Source organism: Paraburkholderia sp. RL17-381-BIF-C, assembly GCF_046026435.1.
Lineage (GTDB): Bacteria > Pseudomonadota > Gammaproteobacteria > Burkholderiales > Burkholderiaceae > Paraburkholderia.
Genome location: NZ_JARESX010000093.1, coordinates 1 through 22761, shown reverse-complemented (window position 1 = coordinate 22761; position 22761 = coordinate 1). Strand labels below are relative to the sequence as shown.

The window sequence follows — 22761 nt, the reverse complement described above, 5'->3', positions numbered from 1 at the left end:
ACTGGCTCTCCCGCCTCCCGCGCTCCATTGTCCGAAGCACGAAAGAGCGAGATTCTAGCGAGCCGGCCAGCGCCTTGCAAGCACTATTTTGACAAGCATATTAACGATGCTTGAAAACCGGTTTGCGCTTCTCCACGAACGCAGCCATGCCTTCCTTCTGATCTTCAGTAGCAAAGAGCGAATGGAACAGGCGGCGCTCGAAATGCACGCCTTCCGCAAGCGTTGTTTCGTAGGCGCGGTTGACAGATTCCTTCACCATCATCACGGCTGGCAACGGGAATTCAGCGATCGTGGCAGCCGCTGCTATCGCCTCGTCGACCAGGGCAGCAGCCGGAATAACACGCGATACCAAACCAGCGCGCTCGGCTTCGGCGGCATCCATGAAACGCGCGGTCAGGCAGAGATCCATTGCCTTCGCCTTGGAGACGGCCCGCGGCAGACGTTGTGTACCCCCGGCGCCCGGCATGATGCCCAGTTTGATTTCCGGCTGACCGAACTTTGCCGTGTCGGCGGCAAAAATGATGTCGCACATCATCGCCAATTCGCAGCCACCGCCGAGCGCGAAGCCGGCCACCGCCGCAATGATCGGCTTGCGGATGGAGCGAACCGTTTCCCAGTTGCGAGTGATGTAGTCACCCTTGTAGACATCCATGTAGGTATAGGTGGACATCATGCCGATGTCGGCACCGGCTGCGAACGCCTTTTCGCTGCCCGTCACCACGATCGCACCGATCGCGTCGTCGGCATCAAACTCGCGCAGCGCGGCGCCCAATTCGTCCATCAACGCATCGTTAAGCGCGTTCAACGCCTTCGGGCGATTCAATGTGACCAACCCGACCCGACCCCGCGTGTCAACCAGAATGTTCTCGTAAGCCATGCCGCCTCCTAAGGTAGAAAAATCGCGCGCGAAAACACTTCGCGCGGCCATCTTAATAATGCTAACATTCCCCAACCAACCGGTCGGTCAATTATTCGACAGGCTTTCCCCAACGTATAAGCCAAGCCCCTCTGCCATGACACATCCGCTATTCACCAAGCACGAAGACACGCTGCAAAAGGCACTCACCGCGATTGAAACGCGCGGCTACTGGAGCCCGTTCGTCGAAATGCCCAGTCCGAAAGTGTACGGGGAAACAGCTAACGCAGACGGCGAAGCCGCATTCAAAGCGCATCTCAACGCGACGTTCCAGCTGGACCAACCGTCGACGGGCGAAACTGTCGGGGCCGAAGTCTCGCCGTTTGGATTCCCGCTCGGTGTGCGCTACCCGAAGGCCGACCCCGCCACCCTGATCGCGGCGGCTGCCGCTGCCCAGCGCGACTGGCGCGCCGCCGGCCCGCAAGCATGGATCGGCGTGTGCCTCGAAATTCTTGCGCGCGTGAATCGCGCCAGCTTCGAGATTGGCTACAGCGTGATGCACACGACCGGCCAGGCATTCATGATGGCCTTCCAGGCCGGCGGCCCGCACGCCCAAGATCGTGCGCTCGAAGCCGTCGCGTACGCATGGGACCAATTGCGCCGCATTCCCGGCGACGCCCACTGGGAAAAGCCGCAAGGCAAGAATCCGCCGCTCGCCATGCACAAGCGCTACACCGTCGTGCCGCGTGGCACCGGCCTCGTACTCGGCTGCTGCACATTTCCGACGTGGAACGGCTATCCCGGACTCTTCGCGGATCTGGCCACGGGCAACACGGTCATCGTCAAGCCGCACCCGGGCGCAATTCTGCCGCTCGCTATCACGGTACGAATTGCGCGTGACGTTCTGCGCGAAGCGGGCTTCGATCCGAATGTCGTCACCTTGCTGGCCACCGAACCGAACGACGGGGCGCTTGTCCAGGAGCTGGCCGTGCGCCCGGAAATCAAGCTGATCGACTTCACGGGCAGTACGCAAAACGGCACGTGGCTCGAGCGCAATGCGCACCAGGCGCAGGTCTACACCGAAAAAGCCGGCGTGAACCAGATCGTTATCGACTCCGTTGACGACATCAAAGCCGTTGCCCGCAACATCGCCTTCTCGCTCGCCCTGTACTCGGGCCAGATGTGCACCGCGCCGCAAAACATCTACGTGCCGCGCGGCGGCATCCGCACCGCGGAAGGCACGCTCGGCTTTGACGAAGTCGCGCAAGCCATTGCCGGCGCAGTGCAAAAGCTCGTCTCCGACCCGGCCCGCGCGGTCGAACTACTCGGCGCGATTCAGAACGAAAGCGTAGCCCAACGCGTGGGTGAAGCCGCAAAACTTGGCCGCGTTCTCGTCGAGAGCCAGACGCTCGAGCATCCCGCTTTTGCCGGCGCCCGCGTGCGCACGCCGCTCGTGGTCCAACTGGATGCCGCGACCGACCACGCGCAATTCACCAAGGAATGGTTCGGCCCGATCTCTTTCGTGATCGCGACAGACTCCACCGCGCAGTCCCTCGACCTCGCCGGTGCAATCGCCGCCGAACATGGCGCATTGACGCTCTCTGTCTACAGCACGGACGAAGCGGTGCTCGAACAGGCGCACGAAGCATCGATCCGCGGTGGCGTGGCCCTGTCGATCAATCTGACAGGCGGCGTGTTCGTCAATCAGTCGGCGGCCTTTTCGGACTTTCACGGCACGGGCGCGAACCCGGCGGCCAATGCCGCGCTGGCTGACCCAGCCTTCGTTGCGAATCGCTTCCGCGTAGTTCAGAGCCGCGTTCATGTTGAACCGAAAGCGGCGCCGGCGGTAGCTGGCTGAATGGCATAAGACAAAGCACGGCTTCGTCCTATACCGTTTGGCCGAATGGACCGGGCCGTGCGCCCCAACTAACATGAGACATCGGATCGGCATCTCTCGCCGATCCGCCCTGGCAGGAATCCACATGAACGACGCCTTCATCTGCGATGCGATTCGCACCCCAATCGGCCGCTACGGCGGCGCCCTGAAAGATGTCCGTGCCGACGACCTCGGCGCGGTGCCGATCAAGGCGCTGATCGAACGCAATCCCGGCGTCGACTGGCGCGCTCTCGACGACGTGATCTACGGCTGCGCCAACCAGGCCGGCGAAGACAATCGCAACGTCGCGCGGATGTCGGCATTGCTGGCCGGCTTGCCCACCGAGGCGCCGGGCGCCACCATCAATCGCCTGTGCGGCTCGGGTATGGATGCGGTCGGCACTGCAGCGCGCGCCATCAAGGCGGGCGAAGCTCGCCTGATGATTGCCGGCGGCGTCGAAAGCATGACACGTGCGCCGTTCGTCATGGGCAAGGCTGCTAGCGCGTTCTCACGTCAGGCCGACATTTACGACACGACGATCGGCTGGCGCTTCATCAATCCGCTGATGAAACGTCAATACGGCGTCGATTCGATGCCTGAGACCGCGGAAAACGTTGCTGTCGAATTCAGCGTGAGTCGTGCGGATCAGGACGCGTTTGCGTTAGCGAGTCAGCAAAAGGCGGCCCGCGCCCAGCAGGATGGAACGCTGGCCCAGGAAATCGTCGGCGTCGAGATCGCGCAGAAAAAAGGCGACCCTGTGCGCGTGCTGCTGGACGAACACCCGCGCGAAACTTCGCTCGAAAGTCTCGGCAAGCTCAAGGGTGTGGTTCGGCCGGACGGCAGCGTGACGGCCGGCAATGCGTCGGGCGTGAACGACGGCGCCTGCGCGTTGTTACTCGCGAACCAGCAGGCAGCCGATCAATACGGCCTGCGCCGCCGCGCCCGTGTGGTGGGCATGGCGACGGCGGGGGTCGAGCCGCGCATCATGGGTATCGGTCCGGCGCCGGCCACGCAAAAGCTACTGAAGCAACTCGGCATGACGCTCGAACAACTCGACGTGATCGAATTGAACGAAGCGTTCGCGTCGCAAGGCCTGGCGGTTCTGCGCACACTCGGTCTGCGCGACGACGACCCGCGCGTCAATCCGAACGGCGGCGCTATCGCACTCGGCCACCCGCTGGGCGCATCGGGCGCACGTCTGATCACGACCGCGCTGTACCAACTGGAACGGATCAACGGCCGCTTTGCGCTTTGCACGATGTGCATCGGCGTAGGCCAGGGCATCGCCCTGGTCATCGAGCGGCTCTAACGCCAACGCTACAGAGCCCATCGGCCAAGAGACTTTGAGGAGACACCCAATGTCATATGAAGCGATTCGTCTCGACATCGACGCATCATGCCATGTCGCCACCATCACGCTGAATCGGCCGGACAAACTCAACAGCTTTACTCGCGCGATGCATCAGGAACTGAGCGCCGCGCTCGACCACGTCGAAGCGTCCGGTGCCCGCGCGCTTGTGCTAACCGGCGCGGGCCGCGGCTTCTGCGCCGGCCAGGATCTGGCCGATCTCGACTTCACACCCGGCGCCATGACCGATCTGGGTGAACTGATCGAACAACATTTCAATCCGCTGATTCGCCGCCTGCAAGCATTGCCGTTGCCGGTGATCGCCGCGGTAAACGGCACGGCGGCCGGCGCAGGCGCCAATCTCGCGCTAGCGTGCGACCTCGTGCTCGCGGCGCGTTCCGCCAGCTTCATTCAGGCGTTCGTGAAGATCGGCCTCGTGCCGGACTCGGGCGGCACGTGGTTTCTGCCGCAGCGGGTCGGCATGGCTCGCGCCATGGGACTTGCCATTACCGGCGACAAACTCAGCGCGGAAAAAGCCGAAAGCTGGGGTTTGATCTGGCAAGCAGTCGACGACGCGGAGCTTGCCAACACCGCGACGAAACTCGCATCCCAACTCGCGCAGCAACCCACGCGCGCCATTGCCGCAATCAAGCAGGCCATGCGCGCTGGCGTGACCCAAACGCTCGACCAGCAACTCGATCTGGAACGCGATCTGCAACGCGAACTGGGTGCCTCCCACGACTACGCGGAGGGCGTGCAAGCCTTCGTGGAAAAACGCGCGCCGCGCTTCGAGGGACGGTGACATGTCGAATCAAGCAAACCATCCCAGCCGGATGACGCCGGATGAACTCGCCCGCGCTACCGCGGCCGCGATGTACGAGAACGATGCGTGCAGCCGCGCCCTCGGCCTCGAAATCGCCGAAGTGCGCCCTGGATACGCGCGCCTGCGCATGGTCGTGCGCGACGACTTTCTCAACGGCCATCAGATTTGCCACGGCGGCCTCATTTTTACGCTCGCGGATTCCACGTTCGCGTTCGCCTGCAACACGTACAACATCAACACGGTCGCAGCGGGCTGCTCGATCGAGTTCTTGCGGCCCGTGCAAGGCGGCGACGTGCTGACGGCGGAAGCCGTCGAACAGACGTTGAGCGGCAGAACCGGCATTTACGACATTCGCGTAACCAATCGTGCCGAGGAAACCGTCGCGATGTTTCGCGGCAAATCCGCACAGATTAAGGGAAACCTGATTCCTACAGGCGACTGATATCGGCAAACTCGCGGCAAACTCGCGGCCAACTCACGGCGAATTCGCCGCAGCTCCGCAGTGACTTGCGACAAGCCCGCAACAGATTCGTGGCCGAGTGGCGCTCTCTGGCGCCACGCCGTTAAACAGCAGCCCGCCCCGGTTTTCGCGCACAAGCGCACGTACACCAGACCCAAGCATTGAGGCAGCAAGGAGACATTCAATGACCACCGCCCTTCCGCTCGATCCGATCGAGACCGCCAGCCGCGACGAACTTGCCGCGCTTCAACTTGAACGGCTCAAATGGTCGCTGAACCATGCCTATGAAAACTCACCCGTTTATCGACGCAAGTTCGATGAAGCCGGTGTTCACCCGAGCGAAGTGAAAAGTCTCGCCGACCTGGCGCGTTTTCCCTTCACCACCAAAAAGGATCTGCGCGACAGCTATCCGTTCGGAATGTTCGCCGTGCCGCAGGATCAGATTTCGCGGATTCACGCATCGTCCGGGACCACGGGCAAGCCGACCGTGGTGGGTTACACCGCGCGCGACATCGACACGTGGGCGAATCTCGTCGCGCGTTCGGTCCGCGCCGCCGGCGCAAGGCGCGGCGACAAGGTGCACGTGAGCTACGGCTACGGACTGTTCACGGGCGGTCTCGGCGCGCACTACGGTGCCGAGCGCGCCGGGCTCACCGTGATACCGTTCGGCGGCGGCCAGACTGAAAAGCAGGTCCAATTGATCCAGGACTTCCGGCCCGACATCATCATGGTGACGCCGAGCTACATGCTCTCGATTGCGGACGAACTCGAGCGTCAAGGCGTGGACCCGGCCAATTGTTCGCTGCGCCTCGGCATTTTCGGCGCTGAGCCGTGGACCAACGACATGCGTCAGGCGATCGAAACGCGCATGGGCATCGACGCTGTCGACATCTATGGCCTGTCCGAAGTCATGGGACCCGGCGTCGCGTCCGAGTGCGTGGAAACGAAAGACGGCCCGACCATCTGGGAAGACCATTTCTATCCCGAGATCATCGATCCCGAAACCGGCGAGGTGCTGCCGGACGGTGAACTGGGTGAACTGGTGTTTACGTCGCTGACCAAAGAAGCGCTGCCGATTATTCGGTACCGGACCCGCGACCTGACACGCCTCCTGCCAGGCAGCGCCCGCACCATGCGCCGGATGGAGAAAATCACCGGCCGCTCGGACGACATGATGATCGTGCGCGGCGTGAATGTGTTCCCGACGCAGATCGAAGAACTGCTGCTCAAGCAGCATGCACTCGCACCGCACTATCAGATCGTGCTGACCAAGGAAGGCCCGCTCGACGTGTTGACGTTGAACGTCGAACCTTGCCCGGAATCGGCACCGGACACGGCCGCGCTGAACACGGCCAAGCAGGCATTGGCCTATGACATCAAGGCGCTGATCGGCGTGAGCGCGGTGGTGAATGTGCTGGGTGTGAACGGGATTGAGCGTTCAGTGGGCAAAGCCCGGCGTGTGGTGGACAAGCGCCAGTCGGGGCTTTAACAAACGGGAAATACCGAACGGGAAACAGCAGACGGGAAGTAGCGCGCGACGCGGCGTATCCACGCCGAGCCATGCGCTACTCGCACCGCAGGTCAGGAATTCGGCAGCAACAACCACATCCGACCGCCCTGCTTCATCTTGCCGGCCAGGTCGCCGGCGTCGTCGCCGAGGCCCCAGAAGTAATCGGCGCGCACGCCGCCCTTTATCGCGGAGCCCGTGTCCTGCGCGAAGACGAGGCGATTCATCGGCGAGTTTGTCAACGGACGCGTGGTCTGCAAAAACACCGGCGTACCGAGTGGAATCGCCGTCGGATCGACCGCGATCGACCGCTCAGGCGTCAGCGGTACGCCCAGTGCGCCAATCGGACCGTCCGCGCCGCCGCTCGGCACGTTTTCGCCAGACGGCATCTCACGGAAAAACACAAAACGCGGATTCGTATCGAGCAGCGCATCGACGCGGGCGGGATTCGCTCGCGCCCACGCCTTGATGCCCTGCATGGTCGCCTGTGCGGGCGTGAGTTCGCCGCGATCCAGTAGCCAGCGTCCAATCGACTTGTACGGCTGATTATTGGTGCCGCCAAAGCCTAGACGCATGACGCTGCCGTCTTCCATCACGATGCGCCCGGAGCCCTGCACCTGCAGGAAGAACGCTTCGATCGGATCGTCGACCCACACGATTTCATTGCCGTTGAGCACCCCCGCGCGTTCGAGTTGCGCGCGCGCCGGCAGCGGTGCGCCCGCGCGATACCCGGACGGCCAGCGATACAGCGCGGTCTGATACACGCCGTGCCGCGTGCGCGAACCACGCAGCAAGGGCTCGTAGTACCCGGTGACCAGACCGTCGACTGTGCCGTCGGTATTCGCTAACTGGAAGGGCGTGAAATAGGCTTCAAAAAAAGCCCGCGCACTGGTGACATCGAGGTCGTCGAGTTGCGAGGCCGCGGCACATGCGCGCGCCCAGTTCGGCTGACGCGCCAGCCTCGCGCAATTTTGCCGCAATGCAGCGGTTGCGCCGATCAACGAGTCGTCCTGCCAACCCGGAACCTGCTGCCAGGCAACGGCCGTCAGCCGCGTCGCGGCAATCTGACCGGGTATGATCGCGGCACCCGTGGGTGGCGAAACGGAAGGCCGGACCGCGCCGCTGCCACCGCAGGACGCCAGCAATACCGCAACCGAAAGCGCGCCGAGCCACCCTGCGGCCGTGCGGGCAAAACGCATACAATGTTCGCTCTTGATGGAAACCGCCATGTCTGATCTGTTCGACGAATACCCGATGCTTATCTTCGCGCTGGAATCGCTCCTTGCGCTCTTCCTGCTCGTCTTTATCGTTGTATGGACGTCGTCCGGCAAGAAGAAAGCAACTCGCGCCAACGCGAGTGAACAGCAAAAGCAACAAAAACAGCAAAACCCGCAGTAAAGCCGCAAGTTAAGCTTTCTAAAGACCGCGGGCCGCGCCTCCGGTTCAATGCAATGTGCGCGGCATGCGCAGGATGAACTCCGGCACCGGCGCATCGAAACGCTCGCCGTCCTCGGCCACGCAGAAGTACTCTCCGCGCATGGTGCCGACCGGCGTGGCGATCACCGCCCAACTCGTGTACTCGAAATGCTCGCCCGGTTTGAGCAACGGCTGATGGCCGACCACGCCGAGGCCCTTCACTTCCTGCACATTCTTGTCGCTGTCCGTTATCACCCAATGACGCGCGATCAGCTGCGCGGGCACCTGGCCCGTGTTACGGATAGTCAACGTGTACGCGAATGCGTACTGGCGGCGCTCCGGGTCCGACTCTTCGGGCAGATATTGCACCTGCGACGAGACGCTGAATTCGTACTGGCTCATCCTGATTCCGGTCTGCTGAAACGGGGTGTGAAAAATCGCGGGAAAGCCCGAACACCAATGGTTTGCGGGCGCATTGGCGAAGCGGCGCTGATGGTGTTGGCATTCTGCTTGATGCGCGACACGCCCGCAACCGGACAAATCCCTTTGGCCAAGGGCTACTAAGGCGTTTTGTCACAGTAACGGCTCGAATCGAGGCCGGACATGGAGCCGGACTCAAAGCGTCGGCGAACCGGAGCGCCCGCGCACAAAACGGTAAAATGGCGTTTTCCCGCTTGCATCCTCCCCCGCCATGACGCAATTCCGCATCGCCCCCAGCATTCTGTCCGCCGATTTCGCCCGCCTCGGCGAAGAAGTCCGCAATGTCGTCGCCGCTGGCGCCGACTGGATTCACTTCGACGTGATGGACAACCATTACGTGCCGAACCTGACCATCGGCCCGCTCGTCTGCGAAGCGATCCGCCCGCATGTCGACGTGCCGATCGACGTGCATCTGATGGTGCGTCCGGTCGACCGGATCGTGCCGGACTTCGCCAAGGCCGGCGCGAACCTGATCAGCTTTCACCCGGAAGGCTCGGACCACATCGACCGCACGCTGTCGCTGATCCGTGACCACGGTTGCAAGGCCGGGCTGGTGTTCAATCCGGCCACCTCGCTGAATTATCTCGATCACGTAATGGACAAGGTCGATCTCGTGCTGATCATGTCGGTGAATCCGGGCTTCGGCGGCCAATCCTTCATTCCGGAAGCGCTCAACAAGCTGCGCGAGGCACGCCAGCGCATCAACGCCTACACGGAACGCACCGGCCGCGAGATTCATCTGGAAGTGGACGGCGGCGTGAAGGTCGACAACATCGCGGAAATCGCGGCGGCCGGCGCGGATACCTTCGTGGCTGGTTCGGCGATTTTCGGCCAGCCGGACCACAAGGTCGTGATCGAAAAAATGCGCGCGGCACTCGCCAACATCCAGCACTGAGAATCAACGCATAACCGGCCCGCACATGACCACTCCGTTCCCTGCCCCAGCTTTCACGGGCCCGCGCCTGCAAGCCGCGATCATCGACCTCGACGGCACGATGATCGATACCGCCGACGACTTCACCGCCGGCCTGAACGGCATGCTCGCGCAGCTCGACGCCGAGGAGACTTCGCGCGAGGAAGTGGTCGGTTATGTCGGCAAGGGTTCGGAGCATCTGATCCGCAGCGTGCTGGCGCCGCGCTTCGAAACGGAGCATGCGCAAGAGCGCTTCGACGAGGCGCTCGCGATCTATCAGGAGGAGTACGCGAAGATCAACGGCACGCACACCCGTCTCTATCCCAACGTCGAAGCCGGCCTCATCGCCATGCGCGAGGCCGGTCTCAAACTCGCCTGCGTGACGAACAAGCCGCATCGGTTCGCGGTGGAGTTGCTGCAGCAGTACGGGCTCGCGCAGTATTTCAGCGTCGTGATCGGCGGTGACAGTCTGGCAAAAAAGAAGCCGGATCCGCTGCCCATGCTCACCGCCGCAGCGCAACTGGGCGTCGAGCCGCAAGCCACGGTGGCCATCGGCGATTCGGAGAACGATGCGCTGGCAGGCCGCGCAGCCGGCATGGCCACGCTAACGGTGCCCTACGGTTACAACCACGGCCAAGCTATACAAACAATAAAATCCGATGGTATAGTTGACTCGCTGTTGGGCGCCGCCAAGGCGATCGCAGCGCACCAATCCACGACTTGAAAAGTCCTTCATCCTCATGTTTCTGAATAAAAAACGGAGTCTGATTAGCATCGACCGGGGAGCCTGGCCCTGGCGTCGCTGGTCGCGCTAACCTCGCCTGAGGTACGCTGAAGCTCGTCTTCGGCAACCGTTTTTTACTTCGCTGCGCTCACGCGTTTTTTCCATCACTTTGTTTCGCTGCATCGGTTGATTCGGCCTGCGTGTACCCGCAAAGTACATCTGTGCGCTGAAATCCCTTGCACGCGTCGATGGGAAACTCGCGCCGGTCGGTATCATCGTGTCGAAACGTCGAACGAACGCCTGACCGGGCGCGCTACGCCCCGCTTTGTCCGACGCACGCCGCCGGACCACCGTACAGGATCGGAACATGACCGAACTCGAATTCCAGTCCCTCGCCAACGAGGGTTTTAACCGCATCCCGCTGATCGCCGAAGCGCTCGCCGACCTCGAAACGCCGCTCTCGCTGTACCTGAAGCTCGCGCAGAGCGAGCGCAACGGCGCCAACTCGTTCCTGCTGGAATCGGTGGTGGGCGGCGAACGTTTCGGCCGCTACTCGTTCATCGGCCTGCCGGCGCGCACGCTGCTGCGCACCCGTAACGGCGTGTCGGAAGTGGTGCGCGACGGCAAGGTCGTCGAAACGCACGAGGGCGATCCGCTCGAATTCATCCAGCAATTCCAGGGCCGTTTCAAAGTGGCGCAGCGCCCGGGTTTGCCGCGTTTCGCGGGCGGTCTGGCTGGCTATTTTGGCTACGACGCGGTGCGCTACATCGAGAAAAAGCTCGCGCACACGGCGCCGAAAGACGATCTGAATCTGCCCGACATTCAATTGCTGCTGACCGAAGAAGTCGCAGTGATCGACAACCTCGCGGGCAAGCTCTATCTGGTGATCTACGCCGACCCGACGCAGCCCGAGGCTTACACCAAAGCCAAACAGCGTCTGCGGGAATTGCGCCAGCGCTTGCGCACCACCGTGCAGCCGCCGGTCACTTCGGCCAGCGTGCGTACCGAGACCTATCGCGAGTTCGCGAAAGACGATTATCTGGCGGCCGTGCGCAAGGCGAAGGAATACATCGCGGCCGGCGAACTGATGCAGGTGCAGGTCGGCCAGCGCCTGATCAAGCCGTACCGCGACAATCCGCTCTCGCTGTATCGCGCGCTGCGCTCGCTGAATCCGTCGCCGTATATGTATTACTACAACTTCGGCGACTTCCACGTGGTGGGTGCATCGCCGGAAATCCTGGTGCGCCAGGAAAAGCGCGGCGAGGATCGAATCGTGACGATCCGGCCGCTCGCCGGCACGCGTCCGCGCGGCAACACGCCGGAACGTGACGCGGAACTCGCGACCGAACTGCTGAACGACCCGAAGGAAATCGCCGAACACGTCATGCTGATCGACCTCGCGCGTAACGACGTGGGCCGCATCGCGCAGATCGGCTCGGTTGTCGTCACCGACAAGATGGTGATCGAAAAGTACTCGCACGTGCAGCACATCGTGAGTTCGGTCGAAGGCAAGCTGAAACCCGGCACCACCAATTTCGACGTGCTGCGCGCCACCTTCCCGGCCGGCACGCTGTCGGGCGCGCCGAAGGTCCGCGCAATGGAACTGATCGACGAACTGGAACCCGTGAAGCGCGGCCTGTATGGCGGTGCGGTCGGTTATCTGTCGTTCACCGGCGAAATGGATCTGGCCATCACGATCCGCACCGGCGTGATCGCGAACGGCAATCTGTACGTGCAGGCGGCAGCGGGTGTAGTCGCGGATTCGGTGCCGGAATCCGAATGGCAAGAGACCGAGAACAAGGCACGCGCCGTGTTGCGCGCCGCCGAACAGGTTCAAGACGGCCTCGATAGCGACTTCTGACCGGAGACACACCATGCTGCTCATGATCGACAACTACGACTCGTTCACCTACAACCTGGTGCAATACTTCGGCGAACTCGGCGAAGACGTGCGCACCTATCGGAACGACGAAATCACGCTGGACGAAATCGCGAAGCTCAACCCCGAGCGCATCTGCCTTTCGCCTGGCCCAAGCAATCCGCAACACGCCGGCATCACGCTCGACGTGCTGCGCGAATTCAGCGGCAAGACGCCGATTCTCGGCGTCTGTCTCGGCCATCAGGCGATCGGCGAGGCTTTCGGCGGGCGCGTGGTGCGCGCGCAAACCATCATGCACGGCAAGGTCAGCACGATCGAAACCGACTGCAAAGGCGTGTTCGCCGACCTGCCGAAACACTTCGTCGTGACCCGCTATCACTCGCTCGCGATCGAACGCGAATCGCTGCCCGATTGCCTCGAAGTGTCGGCATGGACTGAAGACGGCGAGATCATGGGCGTGCGTCACAAGGAACTGGCCGTGGAAGGCGTGCAGTTCCACCCGGAATCGATTCTGTCCGAACACGGCCATGCGCTGCTCGAAAATTTCGTGAAGCAGTCGAAGCTCGCCGGCGCGCAAACGGCCAATCGCAACGCTTGATGAAGAGAGACGACATCATGACGATTACGCCCCAGGAAGCGCTGCAACGGACCATCGAGCACCGCGAAATTTTCCACGACGAAATGCTGCATTTAATGCGGCTCATCATGCGCGGCGAACTCTCGCCGGTGATGGCGGCGGCGATCATCACCGGCTTGCGCGTCAAAAAAGAGACCATCGGCGAAATCACCGCCGCCGCCACGGTGATGCGTGAATTCGCCCGGCACGTCGACGTGCCGGACAACTCGAACTTCGTCGATATCGTCGGCACCGGCGGCGACGGCTCGCAGACCTTCAACATCTCCACGGCAACCATGTTCGTGTCGGCCGCGGCGGGCGCCAAGGTCGCGAAACACGGCGGCCGCGGCGTGTCGAGCAAGTCAGGCAGCGCGGACGTACTCGAAGCGCTCGGCGTGAATATCGATCTGCAGCCGGAACAGGTGGCGGCTTCCATTGCGGAAACCGGCATGGGCTTCATGTTCGCGCCGAACCATCATCCGGCCATGAAGAACATCGCGCCGGTGCGCCGCGAACTCGGCGTGCGGACCATCTTCAACATTCTCGGGCCGCTGACCAACCCGGCCGGCGCGCCCAACCAGCTGATGGGCGTGTTCCACGGCGACCTCGTCGGCATTCAGGTGCGCGTGATGCAGCGCCTCGGCGCGAAGCACGTACTCGTGGTGTACGGTATGGACGGCATGGACGAAGTCTCGCTCGGCGCGGCGACGCAAGTCGGCGAGTTGCGCGACGGCCAGGTCCACGAGTACGAAATCCACCCGGAAGACTTCGGCATGCAGATGGTGTCGAACCGCACCCTGAAAGTGGCCGACGCCACCGAATCCAAAGCGATGCTGCTCGACGCGCTCGACAATAAACCGGGCGTGGCCCGCGAAATCGTCACGCTGAACGCGGGCACGGCGCTCTATTCGGCGAACGTGGCCTCGTCGATTGCTGACGGCATCCAGTTGGCGCGCGAAGCGATCGCGAGCGGCAAGGCGCGGGCGAAAGTCGACGAGCTGGTCCGCTTCACCCAGCAATTCAAGCAGTAATCACGTAGCGAGACACTTATGAGCGACATCCTCGACCGTATCATCGCGGTCAAACGCGAAGAAGTCCGTGCGGCAGAACAAAGCGCGCCGCTCGAAGAGCTGCGCCTCGAAGCGTCGACGCGCGACATTCGCGACTTCGTCGGCGCATTGCGCGCGAAACACGCGGCGGGTCTTGCCGCTGTGATCGCCGAAGTCAAGAAAGCGAGCCCGTCCAAAGGCGTCTTGCGCGAGCACTTCGTGCCGGCCGAGATCGCGCGTTCGTACGAAAAACACGGCGCGGCCTGCCTGTCCGTGCTCACCGACGTGCAGTTCTTCAAGGGCAGCGTCGCGTATCTGCAGGAAGCGCGCGCGGCCTGCAGTCTGCCGGTGCTGCGCAAAGACTTTATCGTCGATCCGTATCAGATCGTCGAAGCCCGCGCGATGGGCGCCGACGCGATCCTGCTGATCGCCGCCGCGCTCGAAACGTCGCAGATGCAGGACCTCGAAGCGCTCGCGCATTCGCTGGGGCTGGCGGTGCTGGTCGAAGTGCACGACGAGAACGAACTGATGGAATCGCTCACGCTGAAAACACCGCTCATCGGTATCAACAATCGCAACCTGCGCACCTTCGAGACGTCGATCGAGACGACGATCGGCATGCTCGAAGCGATTCCGGACGACCGCATCGTCGTGACGGAGTCGGGCATTCTGTCGCGCGTCGATGTGGAGCGCCTGCGCGCAATGGACGTGCATACGTTCCTGGTCGGCGAGGCGTTCATGCGCGCGGACGAGCCGGGTGTGGAACTTGCACGAATGTTTTTCTGAGCGCTGTGTCGACACACGACGCAGGGCACGCGGCATAGGTAGCGGAGCAGTCATGGGTATGGAACGCGAAATCAAGCTGGCGCTGCCGCCTGCGCAGGTGCAAGCAGCGACGCAGTGGTTCGTCGCGCGCACCGGGGCGCAGGGTGGTCCGATCAAGCTGGTGAATATTTACTTCGACACGCCTGAGCTGATGCTGGCAAGCTCGAAGAGCGCCTTGCGTTTGCGCCAGACGCCCGACGGCTGGCTGCAAACCTTCAAGACGGTCGGCAAGTCTGAAAACGGCATGCACACCCGGCATGAATGGGAAATACCGGTGGCCGGTGAAAAGCTGGAGATCGACGCGCTGCTGCGTGAGTGCGACGAACCGTCCGCCGCGGACGCTTTGCGTCAAGCCGCGCCCGAACTCATCGAACTTTTCCGCACGAATTTCACCCGTACGCTGTGGCACGTCCAGGCGGACGGTTCCGAAGTCGAAGCGGCGATCGATCAGGGCGAGGTGTTCGCCGAAGTTGACGGCGAGGCACGCCGCGCACCGATCTCGGAAGTCGAACTCGAGCTGAAGTCCGGTGACGAAGCCGCGCTCCACACGCTTGCCGCGGAGCTCGGCAAGCAGATAGCCGGTCTCGCACCGGACGACATCAGCAAGGCTCAGCGCGGTTATCAATTGCGGGCGGGTTGAGCCGCGTTAAGGCCGCTATCCCTGCCGGCCGACACAGAGCCCGACTTTCGCGAATGACTTCCTCCCGGCGGCTACCGGCTCGTGCAACGCAACGTCAGGCGTCAGGCGGACGCTCGCCTATCTGGCGATCTCGAACAGGAGCGCCTATCCAGCGCCCACGCTGACCAGATACGACACGCCGCCGCCACACCTTGAGCAACACCCCGTTTGCTGCGACACTTCCCCGCCATGACCTCTGCTTCCCGCACCCGTTCCAATCCGTCGCAGGCTTCGCTGTTTGGCGAAGCGGCCCCCGAGCCGGCCACTGACATGACGACCACTGCGCCGCAGCAATCCGGTGCCAGCGCGCCGCCGCCAACGCTCGAGGCGCAATTCGAAGCGCTGCCGCCGGCATGGCGCGCGCATCTCAAGCCGTTTATCGAAAGCGATGCGTATGCGCCGCTCTGCCGTTTCGTCGACGGTGAGCGCGCCGCCGGTAAAACCGTCTACCCCGCCGACGTTTTCCGCGCACTGCGCCTGACCAGCCCCGACGAAGTGAAAGTGGTGATCCTCGGCCAGGATCCGTATCACGGCGAGGACCGCGGCACGCCGCAAGCGCACGGACTGGCGTTTTCGGTAGCGCCGAATGTGCGCACGCCGCCGTCGCTGCGCAACATCTTCAAGGAAATCGCCGCGAGCCTCAGCCACGAGACGCCGCGTCACGGCTGTCTCGACACCTGGGCGAAGCAAGGCGTGCTGCTGCTGAACACGGTGCTGACCGTGGAGCGCGATTCCGCCGCCAGCCACGCAAAACGCGGCTGGGAAAAATGCACCGACACGCTGATCCATGAACTGGCGATGCGCCACGACGGCCTCGTGTTCATGCTGTGGGGCGCGCATGCGCAAGCCAAGCGCGCGCTGCTCGGCGGCAAGTCGCATTACGTGCTGGAGGCGCCGCATCCGTCGCCGCTGTCGGCGCATCGAGGTTTTCTCGGCTGCGGGCATTTTGCCAAGGCCAACGAATATCTCGCGCAGCACGGCCGCGAGCCGATCGACTGGCGCCTGCCAGACGAAGCGCAAATGCTCGCCTGAATGCGCCACCAACGGACAGGGACGAAGCAACCGCGACACATCGGCGCCACAAAACAAAAACGCCACGGATTCAGAACCCGTGGCGTTTTTTCATTCCAGAACACTATTCGCCGCAGCTTGAAGCGGCGCGGCCAGCTTTACGCAGCGGCGATCGCTTCGCGGGCGGAAGCCAGCGCGGCGCCGGCGGCGTCCGGGCCCATGTTCAGGCCTTCGGCGTAGATGAAATTCACGTCGGTCATGCCGAGGAAGCCGAGGAAGCTCTTCAGGTACGGCGTCTGGCTATCGTTCGGCGTGCCGAGATACTTGCCGCCGCGTGCCGACACGACGTACACCTTCTTGCCCTTCACGAGACCTTCCGGACCGTTCGCCGTGTACTGGAACGTGATCCCGGCGCGTGCGATGAAGTCGAAATACGTCTTCAGTTGCGACGAGATGCCGAAGTTGTACATCGGCGCACCGATCACGACGATGTCGGCGGCTTGCAGTTCGGCGATCAGCGCTTCGCTGCGCGCAGCGATCGCGGCTTGCTCGGCCGTGCGTTGGTCAGCCGGCGTGAAGAACGCGCCGAGGACGGCGTCGTCCAGATGCGGCAGCGGTTCGGCTTGCAGATTGCGGACGACGACTTGCGCGCCCGGATTCGATTGTTGCAGCTTTGCGGTCAGCTCGTTGACGAGTAGCGTCGAGTTCGCGCCTTGCGAGCGGGCTGCCGAGTTGATTTGCAGGATCGTGGTCATGGTTGACTCCAGTTGGGGCGCGCTGTGTTGCGCGAGTGGAGCCATTGTGTTTTTTTACCGACCCGGGAAAAAGCCATCCGGCAGCGACGGATTGTTGCACTGGTAGGACAATCCGCCGCGCCCGGCCGTCCATTGTGGACGGCCGGGATGACGATCAGCTTTCCAGCCAGCGCTCGCGCGCCTTGCGCGCGGCGGCCCGCTTGTCGCTGACGGCGAGCTTGTAGCGCGCGACCTCAGGCCCGTCCAGCTTGACTTGCGCGACGCGCAGTTCGTCGCGGCGGAACGCGTGAACCTCGACTTTCGCGCCCGGCTGATAGCGCGCGAGCAACCCGTCAAGATTCGAGCCGGTCACGCGCAGGCCGTCCAGCGCGATCAGCACGTCGCCAGCCGAGAGCCCGGCTTTTTGCGCGGCGCTGCCGTCATGAACGGCCGCGAGCGTGCAATCCGCGCCGCCGCGCACGCGTGCGCCGAGCGACGGCTTGCCGTTCTTTTCGAGTTCCGGCGCGATTGCTACGCCGAACGGCGCGAGCAGCGTCTCGAGCGGCAGATCGTGCGTGCCGTGCACGGCTTCGGCGAACAACTCACCGAGTTTCGCGCCGGTCGCTCCCGCGAAAAGCGCCTCGATCTCGCTTTCGTCGACGCCAACCGGTTTGCCGCGATAGAAGTCACGGCCGAAGCGCTGCCAGAGCAAGCGCATCACGTCGTCGAGCGATTTGCGGTTGTTGGTCTGCGCGCGAATCGTCAGATCGAACGCCAGCGCGACGAGCGAACCCTTGGTGTAATAGCTGACGATCGCGTTCGGCGCGTTCTCGTCCTGCCGGTAGTATTTGACCCACGCGTCGAACGAGCTTTCGGCGACGCTCTGCTTCAGGCGCCCACTGCCGCGCTGCACGCCACCGACCACCTTGCCGAGCAGGCCGAAGTAGTCGTCCTGCGTGATCAGGCCGCTACGCACGAGGATCAGATCGTCGTAGTAAGAGGTGAAACCCTCGAACAGCCACAGCAGCGACGTGTAGTTTTCGACGCTCAGGTCGTACGGCGCGAACACGGCCGGCTTGATGCGCTTCACGTTCCAGGTGTGGAAGTATTCGTGGCTGCACAAACCGAGATAGGTCCGGTAGCCTTCGGTGAGCGCCTCGCGCCCTTCCACCGGCAAATCGCCGCGATTGCAGATGAGCGCGGTCGAAGCGCGGTGTTCGAGGCCGCCGTACCCATCCGTAACGGCCTGGGTCATGAATACGTAGCGATCCACCGGCGCTTTCTTCGACTTGGGCTCGAACAACGCGATCTGCGCTTCGCAGATGCGCTTCAGGTCGGCGGACAGACGCGCCATGTCCAGCCCGACCACGCGCCCGGCGATCACGACGTCGTGCGGCACGCCGTGCGCCTTGAACGTCGCGAGCGCGAATTCACCCAGCGTGACGGGATGATCGATCAGCTCGTCGTAGTTCTGCGCGCGATACTCGCCAAAACCATAACGCTTCGTGCCACGCGCTTCCGGCAGCGCGGTGGCGACACGCCAGTTGCGATACGCCGCGCCTTCCGGCTTCTGGATATCGACCACGCACTGCGCTTCCTCGTGACCGAGCGGCGAGAGAAACACGCTCGTGCCGTTGAAAAAGCCCGTCGTATCGTCGAGATGCGCGGCGCGCACCGACAGATCCCACGCGTAGACCTCGTAGCGCAACGTCAGCGCGCCTTTGACCGGCGCGGCCTGCCAGGTGTGCTTGTCGGTCTTTTCGACGCGCACCTTGCGGCCCGCGTCGTTGAAAGCGCGCAGCGTCACGATGTTGCGGGCGAACTCGCGCACCATGTAGCTGCCCGGAATCCACACCGGCAGCATGAAACGCTGACCGGCCGGATCGGGATCGGCGACGGTCACGGTGACTTCGAACAGGTGGGCGGCGGGTTGCTTGGGAACGATGGTGTAGCGGATCGGCTTCATCGGCGGCGATTAGGAGAGGTGAGGCGGGAATAGTCGGGCTTGATGCGAAAGGAGGCGCACGTCGCGCCTCCTTTGTTCGGGGTGTTCCGTATGCTCAGCGCACTGCGGACATTTCCTTGTCCAGCCGGTCGGCCGGCACGGCGCCGGGCAGGCGGCGGCCGTCGGCGAGGAACACCGTGGGCGTGCCGTCGACGTTCATGGCGTGGCCGAGCGCGAGGTTCTTGTCGATCGCGGCGGTGTCGCAGGTGCCGGCGGCGGTGGGCGCCTGATGGTCCTGCATCCACGATTCCCATGCCTTCGCACGGTCCGTCGAACACCAGATCGACTTCGACTTCGCGGTCGAATCGGGCGACAGCACCGGGTACAGGAAGGTATAGATCGTCACGTTGTCGATCGATTTCAGCGACGTTTCGAGCTGCTTGCAGTACGGGCAGTTCGGGTCGGAGAACACGGCGATCTTGCGCGCGCCGTTGCCCTTCACGACCTTCACGGCGTTGGCGAACGGCAGGCTCGCGAAATCGATACGGTTGGTTTCCGCGAGGCGCGCTTCAGTCAGATTCTTACGGGTCTTCGCGTCGACCATGTCGCCGAGCATCAGATAGTCGCCGTTCGCGTCGCTATATACGATCTGCGAGCCGAGGTTCACTTCGTACAGGCCGGCGATCGGCGATTTCGTCACGCTCTTGATCGTCACGTCCGCGAGGCGCGTTTGCAGCGTGGCTTTGAGCTTGTCGGTAGTCTGGTCGGCCTGTGCGGAGCAGCCGATCGTGACGGCTGCGATTGCAAGCGCGGCGGCCGCCACGCGGAAAGTCTTCTTCATGCTGAATTCCTGGGTTCAATCGCGCTACTGCGCGTTTCGTGACGTTCCCGGTCTGACCGGAACGGCGTCCATCCGTTCATGATACCTGCCTGGCCGGCCGCGGCATGCCGGAGCGGGCGCGTCACCCCAGCGCGGCCGACACCAGCCAGCGTTTGATGAACGGCTGCGCACCGACGAAAGCCATGCCGGTATTGCGCAGCGCCTTGGCGAACGGACCGGGAACGGAAAAGAGTTTTTGCAGACCGTCGGTGGCGATCATCAGCGCGCGAATGTCTTCGCGGCGCGCGCGTTCGTAGCGGCGCAGCAGCACCATGTCGCCGAGATCGCGGAACGACTCCTTGCCGGCGACGGTGTCAGCGAGCGCCGCGACGTCGCGCAGGCCGAGGTTCATGCCCTGCCCGGCCAGCGGATGGATCAGATGCGCGGCGTCGCCGACCAGCGCGACGCGTGGTGCCACCAGCCGGTCGACCGTTTGCAGCGCGAGCGGGAAACCTTGCGCGGGCGTCACGCAATCGAGCGCACCGAACTGACCGCCCGTCACGCGTTCCACTTCAGCGGCGAGCTGCGCCGGATCGAGCGCGACCAGTTGCTCTGCGTGCTCGGTGCGCGCCGACCACACCAGCGAGACGTGGCCGTCCGGCATGGGCAGGAGCGCGATGATCTCGCCGTCCTTGAACCATTGATACGCGGTTTCGCTGTGCGGCTTCTCGGCCTTGAAATTGGCGACCACGCCGGTTTGCTTATAGTCGCGCCGGACCATCTTCGAGCCGATCTGCGCGCGCACCCACGAATGCGCGCCGTCTGCGCCGACCACCAGATCGGCTTCGAGCACATTGCCGTTGGCGAGGCCGACGCTGGCGCTGTCAGCGGTGAAGTCCAGCGCCTGGGCGCGCGTGTCGATCCAGGTAAGATTCGGCTGGAAGCGCAGCGCGGCGTCCAGTCCGCGCTCGATCACCGACGACTCGACGATCCACGCGAGTTGCGGCACCGAAGCCTGGAACGCGGAGAAATGCAGTTCGGCGTGCGCGTCACCGTAGACGCGCATGTCGTAGACGGGACCGAGCCGCGTCAGATCGAGCGCCTGCCAGACCCGCAAACGCTCCAGCAGAGCCTGCGAGCTCGACGACAGCGCGTAGACCCGCGAGTCGAAGCTGGCGCCGTGGGGCAGCGCCGCGCAGGGCTGCGCGAGCAGCGCCACGCGCAGTCCGCCTTGCGTCAGCGCCAGCGCCGCGGTCTTGCCGACGAGCCCGCCGCCGATCACGGCGGCATCAAAGGTCTGGTGGTGTGCATTCATCCGCGCATTATAGCCGCGGGGGTTGCGAGGGACGGATCGACGCGCGCGGCGTTTGCGCCCGAACAAGCGCGCCGATACTCGCAGACGACCGTCCGCCGCCAGCGCCGCGCTCGCTTCGCGCAGCCGCGTGAATTCGCGCTCGGAAGACAGGAACGCCACGCGTCCGCCCGGACGGCAAGCGCCGCCCTCCGTCCGCCGCAGCAGTGAGCCGATCCGAACGGGTTACAATTACGCTTTCCGTGAAAACTCGCACCCGGTCGTCGAGCAACGCCCCGATCCGGTGTCTTGTCCCGCTCCGCTGCATTTGTCCGCCACGCCACACGCGAAGGCTTCTCGAATCCTGCATATAGCGTCGAGCGCATCACGCAACTTACTGAATCAATGAAGGATTTCCATGAGCCTCAAATGCGGCATCGTCGGCCTGCCTAACGTCGGCAAGTCCACCCTGTTCAATGCACTGACCAAGGCGGGCATCGCCGCCGAAAATTACCCGTTCTGCACGATCGAGCCGAACGTCGGCATTGTCGAAGTGCCGGACGCGCGTCTGAAGGCGCTCGCTGAAATCGTCAAGCCGGAACGCATCCTGCCGGCCGTGGTGGAATTCGTCGACATCGCCGGTCTGGTGGCCGGCGCGAGCAAGGGCGAAGGTCTGGGCAACCAGTTTCTCGCTAACATCCGCGAAACGGATGCGATCACGCACGTGGTGCGCTGCTTCGAAGACGAGAACGTGATTCACGTCGCGAACAAGATCGATCCGCTGTCGGATATCGAGGTGATCAACACCGAACTGGCGCTGGCCGACCTCGCGACCGTCGAAAAGGCGCTGGCGCGCTATTCGAAGGCGGCCAAGTCGGGTAACGACAAGGAAGCTATCAAGAACGCCGCCGTGCTGGAAAAAGTGCGCGCGCAGCTCGACCAGGCCAAACCGGTCCGTGCGCTCGACCTGTCCGACGAAGAAAAAGCCACGCTCAAGCCGTTCTGCCTGATCACCGCGAAGCCGACCATGTACGTGGCCAACGTGAAGGAAGACGGTTTCGAGAACAACCCGCATCTGGACGCGGTCACGAAGTTCGCGGCTGCGGAAAACGCGCCGGTCGTCGCCGTGTGCGCCGCGATCGAAGCGGAAATCGCCGACCTCGACGAAGCCGACATGGAAGTGTTCCTCGCCGACATGGGCATGGAAGAGCCGGGCCTGAACCGCGTGATCCGCGCCGGCTTCAAGTTGCTGGGCCTGCAGACCTACTTCACGGCTGGTGTGAAGGAAGTGCGCGCGTGGACGATCCATATCGGCGATACGGCGCCGCAGGCGGCCGGCGCGATTCACACGGACTTCGAGCGCGGCTTCATTCGCGCGCAGACCATCGCGTTCAACGACTACATCACCTACAAGGGTGAACAAGGCGCGAAGGAAGCCGGCAAGATGCGCGCGGAAGGCAAGGAATACGTCGTGCACGACGGCGACGTGATGAACTTCCTGTTCAACGT

General features: G+C 63.3%; 22 protein-coding genes. 15 read left to right on the top strand and 7 right to left on the bottom strand.

Annotation, left to right across the window (positions count from 1 at the left end):
• Window positions 1-100 precede the first annotated feature (100 nt).
• Window positions 101-877, bottom strand: coding sequence for an enoyl-CoA hydratase (locus tag P0D70_RS32675; RefSeq protein WP_408187535.1), 777 nt, complete (start codon window positions 875-877; stop codon window positions 101-103).
• A gap of 136 nt (window positions 878-1013) precedes the next feature.
• On the opposite strand from P0D70_RS32675, the gene paaN reads away from it, so the two are divergent.
• From paaN to paaK, 5 genes are all read left to right on the top strand, one after another.
• Window positions 1014-2714, top strand: coding sequence for a phenylacetic acid degradation protein PaaN (gene paaN, locus P0D70_RS32670; RefSeq protein ID WP_408187534.1), 1701 nt, complete (start codon window positions 1014-1016; stop codon window positions 2712-2714).
• A 124-nt stretch (window positions 2715-2838) separates the two neighbouring features.
• On the top strand, window positions 2839-4041 hold the full coding sequence (gene pcaF / locus P0D70_RS32665) for a 3-oxoadipyl-CoA thiolase (protein WP_408187533.1): 1203 nt from the start codon (window positions 2839-2841) through the stop codon (window positions 4039-4041).
• A 49-nt stretch (window positions 4042-4090) separates the two neighbouring features.
• Window positions 4091-4882, top strand: a complete 792-nt coding sequence (gene paaG, locus P0D70_RS32660; protein WP_408187532.1) for a 2-(1,2-epoxy-1,2-dihydrophenyl)acetyl-CoA isomerase PaaG — start codon at window positions 4091-4093, stop codon at window positions 4880-4882.
• A gap of 1 nt (window position 4883) precedes the next feature.
• A complete protein-coding gene (paaI, locus tag P0D70_RS32655; RefSeq protein WP_408187531.1) occupies window positions 4884-5345 on the top strand; it encodes a hydroxyphenylacetyl-CoA thioesterase PaaI in 462 nt (153 codons plus the stop codon).
• A 202-nt stretch (window positions 5346-5547) separates the two neighbouring features.
• Window positions 5548-6852 (top strand): phenylacetate--CoA ligase PaaK, encoded by a 1305-nt coding sequence (gene paaK, locus P0D70_RS32650; protein ID WP_091798744.1) that lies wholly within the window; start codon window positions 5548-5550, stop codon window positions 6850-6852.
• Window positions 6853-6944: 92 nt separating this feature from the next.
• Here paaK and mltA read toward each other — a convergent pair whose 3' ends face one another.
• Entirely contained in the window at window positions 6945-8177 is a 1233-nt protein-coding gene (gene mltA, locus P0D70_RS32645) for a murein transglycosylase A (RefSeq protein ID WP_408187536.1), read from the bottom strand.
• On the opposite strand from mltA, the gene P0D70_RS32640 reads away from it, so the two are divergent.
• Window positions 8098-8268, top strand: a complete 171-nt coding sequence (locus P0D70_RS32640) for a hypothetical protein (RefSeq protein WP_408187530.1) — start codon at window positions 8098-8100, stop codon at window positions 8266-8268. The two genes, mltA and P0D70_RS32640, sit on opposite strands and share 80 nt — an antisense overlap.
• 45 nt (window positions 8269-8313) lie before the next feature.
• Here the strand turns inward: P0D70_RS32640 and apaG are convergent, their stop codons facing one another.
• A complete protein-coding gene (apaG, locus tag P0D70_RS32635; RefSeq protein WP_091798739.1) occupies window positions 8314-8688 on the bottom strand; it encodes a Co2+/Mg2+ efflux facilitator ApaG/CorD in 375 nt (124 codons plus the stop codon).
• A gap of 289 nt (window positions 8689-8977) precedes the next feature.
• Here apaG and rpe point away from each other — a divergent pair, with 289 nt between their 5' ends.
• The 8 genes from rpe to P0D70_RS32595 all read left to right on the top strand — a co-directional run bounded on the left by rpe (window position 8978) and on the right by P0D70_RS32595 (window position 16483).
• On the top strand, window positions 8978-9661 hold the full coding sequence (rpe, locus tag P0D70_RS32630) for a ribulose-phosphate 3-epimerase (RefSeq protein ID WP_007180282.1): 684 nt from the start codon (window positions 8978-8980) through the stop codon (window positions 9659-9661).
• Between the two features lie 25 nt (window positions 9662-9686).
• Complete coding sequence (locus P0D70_RS32625; protein WP_408187529.1) at window positions 9687-10403, top strand: phosphoglycolate phosphatase; 717 nt, start codon at window positions 9687-9689, stop codon at window positions 10401-10403.
• A 367-nt stretch (window positions 10404-10770) separates the two neighbouring features.
• Complete coding sequence (gene trpE, locus P0D70_RS32620; RefSeq protein ID WP_091798732.1) at window positions 10771-12264, top strand: anthranilate synthase component I; 1494 nt, start codon at window positions 10771-10773, stop codon at window positions 12262-12264.
• Window positions 12265-12277: 13 nt separating this feature from the next.
• A complete protein-coding gene (locus P0D70_RS32615; protein ID WP_408187528.1) occupies window positions 12278-12880 on the top strand; it encodes an aminodeoxychorismate/anthranilate synthase component II in 603 nt (200 codons plus the stop codon).
• A gap of 17 nt (window positions 12881-12897) precedes the next feature.
• Complete coding sequence (trpD, locus tag P0D70_RS32610; RefSeq protein WP_091800997.1) at window positions 12898-13929, top strand: anthranilate phosphoribosyltransferase; 1032 nt, start codon at window positions 12898-12900, stop codon at window positions 13927-13929.
• Window positions 13930-13947: 18 nt separating this feature from the next.
• Entirely contained in the window at window positions 13948-14733 is a 786-nt protein-coding gene (gene trpC, locus P0D70_RS32605; RefSeq protein ID WP_091798726.1) for an indole-3-glycerol phosphate synthase TrpC, read from the top strand.
• A 52-nt stretch (window positions 14734-14785) separates the two neighbouring features.
• Complete coding sequence (locus tag P0D70_RS32600; protein ID WP_408187527.1) at window positions 14786-15412, top strand: CYTH domain-containing protein; 627 nt, start codon at window positions 14786-14788, stop codon at window positions 15410-15412.
• Window positions 15413-15640: 228 nt separating this feature from the next.
• A complete protein-coding gene (locus P0D70_RS32595) occupies window positions 15641-16483 on the top strand; it encodes a uracil-DNA glycosylase (RefSeq protein WP_408187526.1) in 843 nt (280 codons plus the stop codon).
• A 137-nt stretch (window positions 16484-16620) separates the two neighbouring features.
• Here the strand turns inward: P0D70_RS32595 and P0D70_RS32590 are convergent, their stop codons facing one another.
• The 4 genes from P0D70_RS32590 to P0D70_RS32575 form a co-directional block, all read right to left on the bottom strand.
• The gene (locus P0D70_RS32590; protein WP_091798715.1) at window positions 16621-17217 is read right to left on the bottom strand and encodes an FMN-dependent NADH-azoreductase; all 597 of its coding nucleotides are present in this window, start codon (window positions 17215-17217) and stop codon (window positions 16621-16623) included.
• Between the two features lie 154 nt (window positions 17218-17371).
• Complete coding sequence (locus P0D70_RS32585) at window positions 17372-19162, bottom strand: M61 family metallopeptidase (protein ID WP_408187525.1); 1791 nt, start codon at window positions 19160-19162, stop codon at window positions 17372-17374.
• Between the two features lie 94 nt (window positions 19163-19256).
• Window positions 19257-19982 carry a DsbC family protein gene (locus tag P0D70_RS32580; protein WP_091798709.1) on the bottom strand — a complete coding sequence of 242 codons (726 nt, stop codon included), beginning with the start codon at window positions 19980-19982 and terminating at the stop codon, window positions 19257-19259.
• A gap of 121 nt (window positions 19983-20103) precedes the next feature.
• Window positions 20104-21276 carry a UbiH/UbiF family hydroxylase gene (locus P0D70_RS32575; protein ID WP_408187524.1) on the bottom strand — a complete coding sequence of 391 codons (1173 nt, stop codon included), beginning with the start codon at window positions 21274-21276 and terminating at the stop codon, window positions 20104-20106.
• Between the two features lie 394 nt (window positions 21277-21670).
• On the opposite strand from P0D70_RS32575, the gene ychF reads away from it, so the two are divergent.
• A partial coding sequence (gene ychF, locus P0D70_RS32570) for a redox-regulated ATPase YchF (protein ID WP_091798706.1) occupies window positions 21671-22761 on the top strand: 1091 nt, incomplete at its 3' end.